The 12,666-nt window shown below is 71.0% G+C and carries 12 protein-coding genes; 8 read left to right on the top strand and 4 right to left on the bottom strand.

Annotation, left to right across the window (positions count from 1 at the left end):
- Positions 1-96 precede the first annotated feature (96 nt).
- Positions 97-501 (top strand): hypothetical protein, encoded by a 405-nt coding sequence (locus JHW41_RS01275; RefSeq protein ID WP_078999554.1) that lies wholly within the window; start codon positions 97-99, stop codon positions 499-501.
- A gap of 34 nt (positions 502-535) precedes the next feature.
- Here JHW41_RS01275 and JHW41_RS01280 read toward each other — a convergent pair whose 3' ends face one another.
- The gene (locus JHW41_RS01280; protein WP_250448753.1) at positions 536-1,333 is read right to left on the bottom strand and encodes an SDR family NAD(P)-dependent oxidoreductase; all 798 of its coding nucleotides are present in this window, start codon (positions 1,331-1,333) and stop codon (positions 536-538) included.
- 235 nt (positions 1,334-1,568) lie between these two features.
- On the opposite strand from JHW41_RS01280, the gene JHW41_RS01285 reads away from it, so the two are divergent.
- The 5 genes from JHW41_RS01285 to JHW41_RS01305 all read left to right on the top strand — a co-directional run bounded on the left by JHW41_RS01285 (position 1,569) and on the right by JHW41_RS01305 (position 6,374).
- The gene (locus JHW41_RS01285) at positions 1,569-2,183 is read left to right on the top strand and encodes a flagellar basal body L-ring protein FlgH (RefSeq protein WP_250448754.1); all 615 of its coding nucleotides are present in this window, start codon (positions 1,569-1,571) and stop codon (positions 2,181-2,183) included.
- A 68-nt stretch (positions 2,184-2,251) separates the two neighbouring features.
- A complete protein-coding gene (locus JHW41_RS01290) occupies positions 2,252-3,313 on the top strand; it encodes a two-component system sensor histidine kinase NtrB (RefSeq protein WP_250448755.1) in 1,062 nt (353 codons plus the stop codon).
- Positions 3,310-4,716, top strand: coding sequence for a nitrogen regulation protein NR(I) (gene ntrC / locus JHW41_RS01295; protein WP_250448756.1), 1,407 nt, complete (start codon positions 3,310-3,312; stop codon positions 4,714-4,716). Before JHW41_RS01290 ends, ntrC begins: the two co-directional genes overlap by 4 nt.
- A 424-nt stretch (positions 4,717-5,140) precedes the next feature.
- Entirely contained in the window at positions 5,141-5,716 is a 576-nt protein-coding gene (locus JHW41_RS01300; protein WP_057949513.1) for a superoxide dismutase family protein, read from the top strand.
- Between the two features lie 148 nt (positions 5,717-5,864).
- Positions 5,865-6,374, top strand: coding sequence for a GNAT family N-acetyltransferase (locus JHW41_RS01305; RefSeq protein ID WP_250448757.1), 510 nt, complete (start codon positions 5,865-5,867; stop codon positions 6,372-6,374).
- A 145-nt stretch (positions 6,375-6,519) separates the two neighbouring features.
- Here JHW41_RS01305 and JHW41_RS01310 read toward each other — a convergent pair whose 3' ends face one another.
- Entirely contained in the window at positions 6,520-7,437 is a 918-nt protein-coding gene (locus tag JHW41_RS01310; protein ID WP_057949511.1) for a hypothetical protein, read from the bottom strand.
- Between the two features lie 139 nt (positions 7,438-7,576).
- Here JHW41_RS01310 and JHW41_RS01315 point away from each other — a divergent pair, with 139 nt between their 5' ends.
- Complete coding sequence (locus JHW41_RS01315) at positions 7,577-8,854, top strand: acetyl-CoA C-acetyltransferase (protein WP_078998142.1); 1,278 nt, start codon at positions 7,577-7,579, stop codon at positions 8,852-8,854.
- A 461-nt stretch (positions 8,855-9,315) separates the two neighbouring features.
- Positions 9,316-10,044: a hypothetical protein gene (locus JHW41_RS01320; RefSeq protein ID WP_250448758.1), complete on the top strand. Its 729-nt coding sequence runs from the start codon at positions 9,316-9,318 to the stop codon at positions 10,042-10,044.
- 100 nt (positions 10,045-10,144) lie between these two features.
- On the opposite strand, the gene JHW41_RS01325 is transcribed toward JHW41_RS01320, so the two are convergent.
- On the bottom strand, positions 10,145-11,410 hold the full coding sequence (locus tag JHW41_RS01325) for an XVIPCD domain-containing protein (RefSeq protein WP_250448759.1): 1,266 nt from the start codon (positions 11,408-11,410) through the stop codon (positions 10,145-10,147).
- A gap of 22 nt (positions 11,411-11,432) precedes the next feature.
- Positions 11,433-12,287 (bottom strand): hypothetical protein, encoded by an 855-nt coding sequence (locus tag JHW41_RS01330; RefSeq protein WP_057949508.1) that lies wholly within the window; start codon positions 12,285-12,287, stop codon positions 11,433-11,435.
- Positions 12,288-12,666: the final 379 nt, after the last annotated feature.

The raw sequence follows: 12,666 nt of genomic DNA on the forward strand, positions 1-12,666 counted from the left end.
TTGTGACGAATGACCAGCAATTGCACATTCATGAGCCAATTTTTTGGCCCAGTCTGTGCGGGCCTCCGTTTCGGAGGCTCTCATGGAGGGGCCGCAATGAAGCAAGTGATTCAGGCGATCCTGGCCGCCACGATGCTGGCTACGTTATGCGGCGCGGCCCGCGCCGGCGACAAGGTCGAGGCCCCGGTAACGCTGGAAACCAACGCCCAAGGCCAGGTCACCCGCGCCTACGGCATGATCGCCAGCGCGCGCAACAGCGCCGACAGCCAGCAGTTGATCGGTTGTTACCTCAGCGCATCTGGCAGCCTGCTGCGCGCCGGTTGCGAGGCGCGCAATGCGGCGGGCGTATCGACCTTATGCTTCAGCACCCACCCCAACATCGTCGCCGCCGCGCAGGCGGTCGGCCCCGATTCCTATATCGACTTCAACCGCGACGCGAGCGGCAATTGCACGGCGCTGTACGTCGCTAACAACTCGGTGAATCCGGTCAAGCAGCCCTGACCGGTACGCCGTTGCGGCCACCGCCGCAGCGGCGTCAATCCACCAACGCCCCACCCGTCAAATTAAGAATCGCCCCGGTCATCGCCGCAGCCCGCGGCGAAGCCGCATACACCGCCGCCGCGGCAATGTCGTCCAACGTCGGCAACCGCTTCAGCGGCGTGCTCTCCGCTGCGGCGCGCATCATCTCGTCCAAGCTCACGCCCGCCGCATCGGCCTGCGGCTGAAACACCTCGCGCGCATGCGAGCCGTGTTGCAGCGTTTCCGGAATCACATGCGAGCGCAGGCACACGCTGCGGATGCCGCGCGCGCCGAGTTCGCCGGCGAGGTGCCGCGACAGCGCTTCCACGCCGGCGCAGGCGACGCAGTGGCCGAGGTAGCCGGGGCCGGTCATGCGCGACACCGGCGTCACCAACGACACGATCGCGCCGCCGTCGCCCATATGCCGCGCCGCGGCCTGGGCGATCGCGTACTGGCTGCGGATGTATCGGTGCACCGGCAGTTCGAAGTCGGCCAGGCTCAGTTCGGCGAACGGCACGCCCTGCACGTGGACGAAGCCGACGGCGTTGAACGCGATGTCGATGCGGCCGGCGCGTTCGGCGACGCGGTCGGCGTGGGCCGCGACCGCGTCGGCGTCGAGCGCGTCGAGGCAGTCGGCTTCGGCGTCGCCTCCGGCCGAGGCGATCGCGGCCACCGTGGCGTCGAGCCGCTCGCGTCCGCGCGCGGCCAGGAACACCCGCGCGCCCTCGCGCGCGAACGCCCGCGCCACCGCGCCGCCGATGGCGCCGCTGCCGCCGTGGACCACCGCGACCTTGCCTGCGAGTTCGCCTTGCATAGTCTTCCTCGATCGGATGGGCCAGGTCGGCGCCCGGGACGCCAGTCGACACCCTGTCCTGGCTTGCTGTCAACCATGTGGTTAAATAGCCGCGGCCACGGGCGTTTCTGCTTTTCAGCCGGTTGCCCCGGCACAGAAAGACCCTTCTGTATCCGGAACGCCTTGCCGACCGGGCGCGGAGAAATCGGCCCCTTCGCTCGTTCGCCCGTGACCGGAAATGAAAAGGACGTCCCAGATGAGTACCCAAGCCAATAGCCGACACGCATCGATCCTGGCTCTGCTGATGATCTTGGCCGCAGGCGCCGGCCCGGTCGGGGCCCAGAGCCCCGCGGTGGCCGCGCCTCCGCCTCCGGAGCCGTCCGGGCCGGTGCTGGAGGCGCCGCCGCTGCCGATGTCGCCGCCGCCGGCGTCCGCGTTCGAGCGCAAGGGCCCGGTCGACGTCAACGACTATGTCGGTTACCCCGCGACCCAGCCCGCGCATCGGGTAGGCGATGCGATCAAGGTCTTCGCGCTCAAATCGACCTGGGCCAAGCCTCCGGTCGCGAGCAATCCCCAGGCCGCGTCCAGTAACCTGCTGACCATCATTCCGGCCGAGGTGGTGGCGGTAAACCCGGACCGCAGCGTGCGCATCCGGGGCCTGCTGACGCTCGATGTCGATGGCAGGGAACAGACTTACCGGGTGTCCGGCCTGGTCCGCCGCCAGGACCTCGACATCGACAATGCGGTCGTTTCCAACCGGATCGCCGACGCCGGGCTGGAACTGGTCGACGACGGCGGAATGGATCCTTCGCGGCGCCAACGCACGATCGAGAACATGTACAAGTTCCTGAGTCTGCAGCGGGCGCGATGATCGGCAGGCCGCCGGGGAACTGGCGAAACGCGACCGCAACGACCGATTCTTTGCACTAACATGGTGCAATGCCCTCCGATCCCGCGCCCTCCACCGACCTCAGCCTCGATGCCCTGACCACTCCCGTGGCCTGGAGCGACGCGGCCGGCAGCCTGACCGGCTGCAACCTCGCGTTCTCGCGCTGGTTCGGCATCGGCGTGCGCCGGCTGCTGGGTTGGCCGCTGGCCGGGCTCGACGCCGACGGCCGGCTGGCGCTGGCGGTCGCGCGCGCGGGCGGCGACGAGGCGCCGCTGCGCATGCGCCGCATGCGCCTGCGCTACGCCGACGGCGAGGAGCGTTTCGCCGACCTGTGGCTGAGCCGGCGCGACGACGGCGGCTGGTTGCTGGAAGCGCATCCGGTCGACGAGTTTCCCGGCGACGACCCGGCGTTGTTGCTGCCGTCGGCGCTGTCGGCCTCGCTCAAGGGCCTCGCGCACGAGTTGCGCAACCCGCTGGCCGGTTTGAAGGGCGCCTCGCAACTGCTCGCGCGCCGCATCGATGATCGCGATGCGCGCGAGTTGATCGAATTGATCGACAGCGAAGTCGAGCGCCTCACCGGCCTGGTCGATCGCTTGCTGACCCCGGCGCCGCCGCGCCCGCACGCGCCGCTGAACATCCACGCCGTGCTCGAACGCGTGCTGCGCCTGGCCGAGGCCGACGCCGGTTGGGCGGTGCGGCTGGTGCGCGATTACGATCCCAGCCTGCCCGAATTCGCCGGCGACGCCGACCGCCTGATGCAGGCGGTGTGGAATCTGGCGCGCAACGCGATCGAGGCCGGCGCCAACCACGTCCACCTGCGCACCCGGGTCGAGCACGGCGCGCGCGTCGGCGACAGCGCGCATCCGATCGCGCTGCGTCTGGAGATCATCGACGACGGCCGCGGCGTGCCCGAAGAACTGGCCGAGCAGTTGTTCCTGCCGCTGGTGTCCGGCCGCGCCGAAGGCAGCGGGCTCGGATTGGCGCTGGCCCAGCAGGTCGCGCGCGAGCATCGCGGTTCGCTGACCTATCGCTCGCGTCCGGGCCACACCGTGTTCACCCTGCTGCTGCCGATGCATATCGAAGACAACGCCAGCGCGGAGACCGGCGCATGAGCGGGGCGCGCATCTGGGTCGTCGACGACGACCGCTCGGTCCGCTTCGTGCTCGCCACCGCGCTGCGCGAGGCCGGCTACGCCGTGGACGGCTTCGAGAACGCCGCCGACGCGCTCGACGCGCTGGAACAGCGCGGCGCGCCGGACCTGCTGTTCACCGACGTGCGCATGCCCGGCGACGGCGGGCTGGCGTTGCTGGAGAAACTCAAGGCGCGCGCGCCGGCGCTGCCGGTGGTGGTGATGAGCGCCTACACCGACGTCGCCAGCACCGCCGGCGCGTTCCGCGGCGGCGCGCAGGAGTTCCTGTCCAAACCGTTCGATCTCGACGACGCGGTCGCGCTGGCCGCGCGCACGCTCTCGACGAGCGCGCCGGTCGCGGAGCCGCCGCCCGCCGCCGAGGCCGCGCCCGCCGACGCGCTGATCGGCGACACGCCGGCGATGCTGACCTTGTTCCGCGCCATCGGCCGGCTCGCGCAGGCGCCGCTGTCGGTGCTGGTCACCGGCGAAACCGGCACCGGCAAGGAGTTGGTCGCGCGCGCGCTGCATCGCGAGTCGCCGCGCGCGCAGCGGCCGTTCGTCGCGCTCAACACCGCGGCGATACCGGCCGAATTGCTGGAAAGCGAATTGTTCGGCCACGAGGCCGGCGCCTTCACCGGCGCCCAGCGCCGCCACGTCGGCCGTTTCGAACAGGCCGACGGCGGCAGTTTGTTTCTCGACGAAATCGGCGACATGCCGTTGCCGTTGCAGACCCGGTTGTTGCGGGTGCTCGCGGAAGGCGAGTTCTTCCGCGTCGGCGGGCGCGAGCTGATCCGGGTGGACGTGCGGGTGATCGCCGCGACCCATCAAGACCTGGAAGGGCTGGTCGCACAAGGCCGCTTCCGCGCCGACCTGCTGCACCGGCTGGACGTGGTGCGCCTGCGCCTGCCGCCGCTGCGCGAGCGCCGCGGCGATGTGGCGCAGTTGGCCGAGCGTTTCCTTGCCGCCGCCGCGCAGCGCTTCGGCACCCCGCTCAAGCGCCTGTCCAAGCCCGCGCTGGAACGGCTGATGGCGCACGACTGGCCCGGCAACGTGCGCGAACTGGAGAACGTGTGCTGGCGGCTGGCCGCGCTGGCGCCGGGCGACGCGATCGCGCGCGAGGACCTCGACCAGGCGCTCGGCGCCGAACCCGCGCGCGCCGCCGATGCCGGCGAAGCGTGGGAGGCGCTGTTGTCGGCGTGGGCGCGCGCGCAACTGGCCGAAGGCCGCGCCAACCTGCACGCCGACGCGCGCGAGCGTTTCGATCGCGCGCTGCTGGAAGCCGCGCTGGCGCACACTGGCGGGCGCCGCACCGAAGCGGCCGCGCGCCTGGGGCTGGGGCGCAACACGCTGACGCGCAAGCTCGGGCCGGGGCGCAAGCGTCGCTGAGGATGGATGCGGTCTGAGTACGACCTCAGCGATACCGCTTCTGCGGGAGCGTGCTTCATGGCTGTTGTGGGAGGGCCTTCAGGCCCGACGCCTTTCGCTCCGACTCGATGAAGCTCGCCGCGGGCATCGTCCCGGCCGAGACAAAAGCGTCGGGCCTGAAGGCCCTCCCACAACAGCATCGGATCCGAGGGCGCTTCCACCACGGAATCGGCTCGCGAAAAAATTTCGCGCTGGACGATGCGCGTCCTGTCCGATCGCCGCATCGATGGCGCCATCGCCCGCATCGCCGCCATAATCGCGTGGCAAGGCCACCCCTACCGCGCCGCCACGCCATCGCGCTTCACCCGCGCTGAACCCAGGCCCAGCTAGCGTCGGTTCCACGACCCGGCGTCGCTGCGCGACGCCGCCGACCAGGAGCACCGCAATGAACGCGACTCTTCGCATCGCCGTCCTCGCCGCCGCCACCGCCGCGCTCGCCGCGTGCGGCGGCCAGTCCGTCAAGCCCACGCCGCCGCCGGCCGCGACCGCCAAGCCGGTGTCCACCGCCAGTTCGGCCAGCGTGGTGCTGGCCTCGGCGTCGGGCAGCCTGGTCAGCGGCAAGCTCAACGTGCGTCCGATGGGCGACGGCGTGCACATCACCGGCGAGATCGGCGGCCTCACCCCGAACAGCACCCACGCCATCCACATCCACGAGAAGGGCGATTGCAGCGCCGCCGACGCCACCAGCGCGGGCGGCCACTTCAATCCGGCCGCGCAGCCGCACGGCCAGGTCGATCACGGCGCGCACCACGCCGGCGACATGGACAATCTGGTCGCCAACGCCGAAGGCGTGGCCAAGGTCGACGCGCACGCCAGCGGCGTGACCCTCGGCGGCGGCGCGCCCAACGACGTCGCCGGCCGCGCGGTGATCGTCCACGCTTCGGCCGACGACTACAAAACCCAGCCGACCGGCAACGCCGGCGCGCGCCTGGCCTGCGGCGTGATCAAGACCGGCCGCTGAACACAGGCCGGCCGTTGCGGCCGGCGCAAGCGCGACGCGTCCGCGGCGCGTCGCGCCGTTGCATCGCCCTCCCGCGCTTTTAGTGGGAGGGCCTTCAGGCCCGATGCCTTCCGCTCCGACACCGCAAACCCCACAAGCGCCCACCGCCATGACCCACCTGCGCATCCGCGACGCCGCCCCTGCCGACGGCGATCTCATCGCGCAATGGATGCTGGCGATGGCCTGGGAAACCGAACACAAGCGCCTGGACCCGGCCACCGTCCACGCCGGCGTCGGTGCCGGCCTGGCCGATCCGGCCAAGGCGCGCTACTTCGTCGCCATGCGCGAAGCGCAGACCGCCGGCCACGAAACCATCGCCGTTCCCGCCGGCACCTTGATGCTCACCCGCGAGTGGAGCGACTGGCGCAACGGCGAGTGGTGGTGGATCCAAAGCGTCTACGTCGCCGCCGAACACCGCCGCCAGGGCGTGTACGACGCGCTGCACAGTCATGTCGTGGCGTTGGCGCAGGCGACGCCCGATGTGGTCGGTTTGCGGCTGTACGTCGAGCGCGGCAACGCCGCGGCGCAGCGCACCTATCGCGCGCAGGGCATGGTCGATGCGGGCTACGACTTGTTCGAACAGGAATTCGGCGCGGGCGGGCGCAGTGTCGGCGAGTGAATTTTCAGCGCGGGCGTGGTGGCGCGTAGAGCGGAACGGAAGGCGTCGGGACTGAAGTCCCTCCCACTGACGGCGGCCACTGCGGCCGACCACTGAGGTCGGCTTGGCCTGTGCAGCCCGCTGCGCGATACCCGCGCGGCGGCGCCTACATTTCCTCGCGCGGCTGCTCGCCGTCGCAATGCACGAACGTCACCGGCACCGCGTGCGCGCCGAGCACCGCCGCGATCTGCCGCAGCCGCGCTTCGAAGTGCTGGTAACGGCGGTTGAGCTTGTCGCGGCATTCGGCGGTGTCGCACGGGGCCTCGGGCGCGTAGCGCGCGTGCCAGGCGGCCGGCGAGAACAGGGCGATGCGGGCCTCGCCGTCGGCGTAGTGCACCAGCGGCTCGGGCAGGGCGTCGAGCCATTGTTCGCCTTCGGGCTGCAGCAGCGCGGTCTCCAGCAGCGGCCACAGCGGGCCGAGGCCGGCGTGGTCGTACTGCAGGGCCATCATCGCGGCGAGGTCGTGCACGGTCAGGTAGCGGGCGTGCTCGACCTTGAGCCCGAACGCGGCCTGCGCGGCCAGGGCGGTATCGGCGCCGGCCATGCCGCGTTCGAGCAGGCTGGATTCGAGAGTCTCGCCGACCCGGGCGACCAGCTCGGGCGAGCCGCTGAGCGCGAACGGTACCAGCCGCAGCGGGCCGCCGGCGAAGTCGGGCGAGGGCGTCAGCGCGCCGGGCAGTTGGTCGTCGTGGGCGCCGAAGGCGATGACCCGGCCGGCCTGTTCGGCGCCTCGTTCGCGCGGGGCGCGCGCGGCGAGTTCGTCCAGTTCGCGGTGCAGCGGCCAGCCCGGGCGCAGCAGCTCGACCGGGTCGTAGTGGGCGCCGACCGTGACCAGGTCCAGCGCGGCGGTATCGGCGGCGAAGCCGGCCAGGTCGCGGGCGATCTTCTCCGACAGCGCGCCGGCGTCGTGGCGGGCGAGCGCGCTGCGCTGCACGGCGGCGTCGCCCTTGAGCTCCAGGGCGAGCGCGCCGAGGACGTGCAGGGGCGCGGCCGGGCCGCGTGCGGAGGGGGATTCGGAGGTCATGGTCACCGAGGATACGCTGGCGTTTGGTAGAGCGCGCTGGCGGCGCTACACTGAAGCCCATTATGCCCGCTCCGCCGGGTGGGCCCGCGTCAAAAACCGCACGAATTTCCCCGAAACCCGGTCTTCAGAGGTGCTGCCGATGCGTCAAAACCGTCCCGTCGCCGTGCTCGGCGGCGTGCGAATCCCGTTCTGCCGGCAGAACACCGCCTATGCGGACGTCGGCAACCTGGGCATGTCGGTGCGCACGCTGGGCGCGTTGGTCGAGAAGTTCGGCCTGCACGGCCAGCAGCTCGGCGAAGTGGCGATGGGCGCGGTGATCAAGCACAGCAGCGACTGGAACCTCGGCCGCGAGGCCGCGCTGTCCTCCGGGCTGTCGCCGCTGACCCCGGGCATCACCCTGCAGCGCGCCTGCGGCACCTCGCTGGATTCGATCATCACCATCGCCAACAAGATCGCCACCGGCCAGATCGAGGCCGGCATCGGCGGCGGTTCGGACACCACTTCCGACGTGCCGATCGTCTACGGCCGCAGCCTGCGCCGGCGCTTGCTGACCGCGGCGCGGGCCAAGACCACCAAGGACAAGATCGCCGCGTTCAAGGGCTTCCACCTGCGCGAGCTCAAGCCCGAGTTCCCCGGCGTGGCCGAGCCGCGCACCGGCAAGAGCATGGGCGATCACTGCGAGGACATGGCCAAGCAGTGGAACATCTCGCGCGACTCGCAGGACGAGTGGGCGCTGTCGTCGCACCAGAAGCTCGCCGCCGCGTACGAGCGCGGCTTCTTCGACGACCTGGTGGTGAGCTTCCGCGGCGTCTCGCGCGACAACGTCCTGCGCGCCGACAGCACGCTGGAAAAGCTGGCCACGCTGAAGCCGGCGTTCGACAAGACCTCCGGTCGCGGCACCCTGACCGCCGCCAACTCGACCCCGCTGACCGACGGCGCCGCCGCGTGCCTGCTGGCCTCGGAAGAGTGGGCGCAGGCGCACAACCAGGAAGTGCTGTGCTATCTGCGCGACGCGCAGGTCGCCGCGGTCGACTTCGTCCACGGCGAGGGCCTGCTGATGGCGCCGACCGTGGCGGTGCCGGAGATGCTCAAGCGCAACGGCCTGACCCTGCAGGATTTCGACATCTACGAAATCCACGAAGCCTTCGCCGCGCAGGTGCTGTGCACGCTGCGCGCGTGGGAGAGCGAGGACTACTGCAAGAACCGGCTCGGCCTGGACGCGCCGCTGGGCCGGATCGATCCGGCCAAGATCAACCCGAACGGCTCGTCGCTGGCGGCCGGGCATCCGTTCGCCGCGACCGGCGCGCGCATCGTCGCCACCGCCGCCAAGGAGCTCAAGCAGCGCGGCGGCGGGCGTTGCCTGATCTCGATCTGCACCGCCGGCGGCATGGGCGTGGTGGCGATCCTGGAGCGTTGAGCGCCGGGTGAGCCCGGGCGCCGGCGATTGCGCAGGCGCCCGCGGCTGCGGCGAAGCGGAAAGGGCGACGTGGGAGGGGCTTCAGCCCCGATGCTTTTGTCTCGGCCGGGACCGGCCTTTGCGTCGCGGCGGATCGGAAGGCGTCGGGCCTGAAGGCCCTCCCACAACTGCAAGGCCCTCCCACAACAAGGCCCTCCCGCAACTGCAAGGCTCTCCAAGAATTGCCGGGACCTCCGACAATGGCCGGGGCCTCGCTAAGACGGCGGGCTTCGCGACTGCGCGCCCGCGAGGCGGCTGCGTAGCGACGCAGCGGGAAGCCGCTGCGACAGCGCGACGACGTGGGAGGGACTTCAGTCCCGACGCTCTCGTATCCGCCGCGACATTCCCGCCCCACCGCGATCCCCAGGGCCGGCCCGCGCGGTTTGGGGCACAATGCCCACCCGCCACGACAAGGACCTGTCATGCGCCCGTACGCCCTGTTGCTGTTCGCCCTCGCATCGCTGCCGCACGCCGCCGCGGCGATGACGTTCATGGAAGCGAACTTCGTCTGCCCCATCGACGGCCAGCCGTTCCAGACCCGGGTCGCGGCGTCGGGCACTGCGTTCGGCCGCTACTTCGACGGCCAGCATTACGGCCCGATCGCCTCGCCCTGGCCGCTGCCGGTCTGCCCGGGCAACGGCTTCGTCGTGCTCGACCGCGAACGCCGCTACGGCGAGGCAGAATTGGCGCGCTTGCGCGAATTCGTCGCCAGCCCGGCGTATCGCGATTGGGTCGCCAACGACACGCCCTATTACCGGCTGGCGCGGCAGCAGGCCCTGCTCGGCGAGTCCGAGGACGCGATCGCGCAGAGCCTGTTGGTCGCCACCTGGGAGGCCGGCCCGCGCCGTTACCCGCGCTACGCCGAAGAAGCGTTGGCGGCCTGGCAGCGGCGCGCCCTGCGCGAGGCCGGCAGCGGCGGCTACGACACCCGCATGCTCGTCGGCGAATTGCAGCGCCGGCTCGGCCATTTCGACGACGCGCGCGCGACCTTCGAGGCGCTGCGCGCCGACCGCGGTTTTCCCGGCAAACGGCTCGGGGCCGAGGAAGCCGACTACCGGCGCAAGATCGTCGAGGCCCAACTCGCGCTGATCCGCGACCGCAGCGTCGCGCACGCGCGCCTGGACGAGAACGGCGAGATCGTCGATTTCTGACGGCGCGCGCCTGCCGGCGCAGCGCAGCTTCCGGCGCTCGCGTCGAGGCCGCACAGCGCCGCAACGCGAACCAACGCGACCGCTACAGTCGCGCCCGCCCTCAAACCATCGCCCGCGCCGCCGTGCGTTGCTGCTCTTGCTGCGGCGTCGCGTCCTCGCGCGGTTGCGCGCCTTGCGCGGCCATCGCCTGCAGCGAGTCGCGCGCCGGCGTTTCCAGCCCCTCGCGCAGGCCGACGTGGGCGTTGCGGTTGGCTGGGTCGGCGGGATTGCCCTCGACGATGAAGGCATTGCCGCCGCCGGTCAGCACCGCGTCGACCTGACGGAAACCCTGGTCGCCGGCCAGCCGAGCCAGGCGCGCGCTGAGGTTGGCTTCGCCTTCGGGGCCGTAGCCGGCGGCGAGGCGCTGCACGCCGTCGCGGCACTGGTCGTGGATCGCGCATTGCGCGGGACTGAGCTCGCCGGTCCGCGCCGCGGCCAGCGCGACCGCGCTCTGGCCCGGCCGGTCCGCGGCGCCGGCGTCGGCCACCACCCACGGGCTGCTCATGATCGGGCGATTGCGGTTGGGGTCGGCCGGATGGAAGTCGTCGCGCAGGTCCTGGCGGTGCAGGCGGGTCCTGCGCGCGTCGTTGAGGTCGTCCAGCATGCGCGGATTGGTGACTTCGCTGACGTGCGACACCATGCCGCCGCTGCTGATCTGGGTCCAACTGCGGTCGCGCTCGTTGTAGCTGAAGGTCAGCGGCGGGCCGCCGATGGTGTTCGGGTCGGTGGTGGCGTGGGCGCCGGTGGCCAGGCCGCGCGCCGCGAACAGCCGGCCGGTGTACGCGCCGCCTTCCCACACCGACATGTTCGAGGCGATGGAGCCGATGGTGTTGCCCAGCCGCGGGCCGCCGAAGTAGCCGTTGTCGAGCATGTTCGACCAGATGCGCTCGACCTCCCTTTCGCCGCGGCCGTTGCGCGCGGCTTCCAGCAGGGCGCGCGGCGTCCACGCGTCGGGATCGATGCGGGCGTTGTGGAAGGCGACGTCGTGCGAGCGCTGGACATCGCGGGCCGGCAGGTTGAGCGCCAGGTCCGGCCGGTTGTCGTTGAAATGCATCTGCCGGCGGCGCAGGTCCTGGTTGATCAGGTCGACGCCGAAGCGTTCCCAGTCGCTTTCGCGCAGGTTGCGCCCGTCTTCGCGCGCGCGGGTGTCGGCATAGATGTTGGCCACGCGCCCGGGCGCGTTGTCGTTGCGCACCACGCCCAGCGCGAGCCGGCCGTAGCCGTCGGAATCCTCGTGCCGGGCGAGGTAGTTCCAGTACAGCTCGCGATTGCCGGTGCGGGCGTAGTGGCCGAGGACGTTCAGGTCTTGCTGGGTCAATCCGCTCATGTTTCCTCCCTGAAGTGGCGGCTCAGCGCGCGGGCGCGTCGCCCAGGTAGCCGTTGTCGAAGATCTCGCGAATGCGTTGTTCGATGCGTTTCCAGTCGCGCACGAAGATGCGCTGGTAGCTCACCCGCACGTTGGCGCCGTAGCGCGGCATCAGGAAGCTGTGCGAACAACTGGGCAGCATCGGCGCATCGAGCAGTTCCAGCCGGCCCTCGACGATGCGCGCGCCCTCGGGTTCTTCGCGCGAGGTGCATTTGATGACCGTGGTCAGCGTTCCCTGCGCGTCGCGGCCGACCAGCCAGTCGTTGTTGAACGGCGAGTGGCGCTGCGCGGCGGTGTCGCCGTGCTTGCCGTAGCGCGCGCGGTAGTACGCGTCGACCTTGGCGAAGTCGGTGTAGTACGGCGTCAGGCCATGGACCGGATCGCCGTGGATGCGCAGATCGGGGTTGAGCGTCGGGTTCTCGCGCCGCTCCTGCTCCGAGTCGGTGTTGGAGATCAGGTCGCGCTCCAGGCTGGTCTGCAGCGGCACCCGGTCGATGTAATCGGGGCTGATGTCGATGTTGCGCGCGCGTTCGCTTTCGCCGCCGCTGAGGTAATGCGTGCCGGCGGGCAGCGGCGCCAGCTCCGGCCAGCGCAGGATCAGGCGCATGAAGCCCTGGGCGTCCTGGCCGCGCTCGATGTCGAAGTAGTTGGATGCAATGCGGAAGCGGTGCGGGCCGAGATGGACCTCGACCATGCGTTCGCCTGCGTTCGCGTCGGTGGGCGTCATCGGGCGGGAGGCCTCGGCGGCAGGGGGCGGGGCGGCGCCGGAACCGCAAGCGGCCGCCGCCAGACAGGCGATGGCGAGCAGCCAGGGCAGCGGTGCGCGCGGCGGGGTCATGAGCATCCTTACCTCGATCCGGACTCGCGCGGACGGCGAGGGCGCAGGGCCGAGTCTAGGTGCGCCGCCCACGGGGGTAAACCCGCGCGGCGGGCCGCGGGCGGCCGCATCCGGGCCCTGCGCACGCGGGCGCCGGAGCGACGCTGCGGCATGAGGTTGCCGCGGCACGGGGCGGAGCGCGGCCGTCGGCCCTCGAATACATGCCGAAGCTGCACTTTTCTGGGTACGAAATGTGCATCCCGTGACCCACGTCGTCCTCGTTCACCTTGCTGCTCCGGGATCGCGATTGTTGTGCATCCATTCGCGGTGGTACGGTCCTGGGGCGGTAAACCATACGCAAACGTATCCACGAGTGCAGGACCGGTCCTTGGGAGGGGAC

The organism is Lysobacter enzymogenes, from assembly GCF_023617245.1.
GTDB classification, from domain to species: Bacteria; Pseudomonadota; Gammaproteobacteria; order Xanthomonadales; family Xanthomonadaceae; genus Lysobacter; species Lysobacter yananisis.

Excerpts from the sequence above, each read along its gene's own strand:
- ntrC (WP_250448756.1), top strand. The coding sequence starts at position 3,310 with ATGAGCGGGGCGCGCATCTGGGTCGTCGACGACGACCGCTCGGTCCGC.
- JHW41_RS01325 (WP_250448759.1), bottom strand. The coding sequence starts at position 11,410 with ATGAGCGGATTGACCCAGCAAGACCTGAACGTCCTCGGCCACTACGCC.
- JHW41_RS01275 (WP_078999554.1), top strand. The coding sequence starts at position 97 with ATGAAGCAAGTGATTCAGGCGATCCTGGCCGCCACGATGCTGGCTACG.
- JHW41_RS01300 (WP_057949513.1), top strand. The coding sequence starts at position 5,141 with ATGAACGCGACTCTTCGCATCGCCGTCCTCGCCGCCGCCACCGCCGCG.
- JHW41_RS01320 (WP_250448758.1), top strand. The coding sequence starts at position 9,316 with ATGCGCCCGTACGCCCTGTTGCTGTTCGCCCTCGCATCGCTGCCGCAC.
- JHW41_RS01280 (WP_250448753.1), bottom strand. The coding sequence starts at position 1,333 with ATGCAAGGCGAACTCGCAGGCAAGGTCGCGGTGGTCCACGGCGGCAGC.
- JHW41_RS01330 (WP_057949508.1), bottom strand. The coding sequence starts at position 12,287 with ATGACCCCGCCGCGCGCACCGCTGCCCTGGCTGCTCGCCATCGCCTGT.
- JHW41_RS01315 (WP_078998142.1), top strand. The coding sequence starts at position 7,577 with ATGCGTCAAAACCGTCCCGTCGCCGTGCTCGGCGGCGTGCGAATCCCG.
- JHW41_RS01290 (WP_250448755.1), top strand. The coding sequence starts at position 2,252 with ATGCCCTCCGATCCCGCGCCCTCCACCGACCTCAGCCTCGATGCCCTG.
- JHW41_RS01310 (WP_057949511.1), bottom strand. The coding sequence starts at position 7,437 with ATGACCTCCGAATCCCCCTCCGCACGCGGCCCGGCCGCGCCCCTGCAC.
- JHW41_RS01285 (WP_250448754.1), top strand. The coding sequence starts at position 1,569 with ATGAGTACCCAAGCCAATAGCCGACACGCATCGATCCTGGCTCTGCTG.
- JHW41_RS01305 (WP_250448757.1), top strand. The coding sequence starts at position 5,865 with ATGACCCACCTGCGCATCCGCGACGCCGCCCCTGCCGACGGCGATCTC.